Annotated in this window: 1 protein-coding gene; it reads right to left on the bottom strand. The window is 61.2% G+C overall.

What is annotated here, in order from left to right; translation table 11 throughout:
• On the bottom strand, positions 1-214 hold a 214-nt coding region (locus HMPREF3056_RS13110; RefSeq protein ID WP_141759866.1), incomplete at both ends, for a DDE-type integrase/transposase/recombinase.

Here is a 214-nt window from a genome sequence, read left to right as displayed (position 1 = left end):
TTGCGTTCCACGGTCAGCGTGAAACACCAGTCCTTCAGGAACGTCACCGCGCAGCGTGTGCGCCATCCGCAGGGCCCGTTCAACCAGGTGTGTGTCTTGAACACTATCCATTGCCCAGCCCAATACCCTGCGGGAATGGCCGTCGCGGACCGCGCACAAGTACAACCAGCCCTCACCGGTGCGCAGGTAGGTAATATCCGACATCCACACCCGG

It is taken from the genome of Corynebacterium sp. HMSC056F09 (assembly GCF_001815785.1).
Lineage (GTDB): Bacteria > Actinomycetota > Actinomycetes > Mycobacteriales > Mycobacteriaceae > Corynebacterium > Corynebacterium hiratae.
The sequence above is the reverse complement of the archived record's forward strand: the minus strand, read 5'-3'. Positions and strand labels throughout refer to the sequence as shown.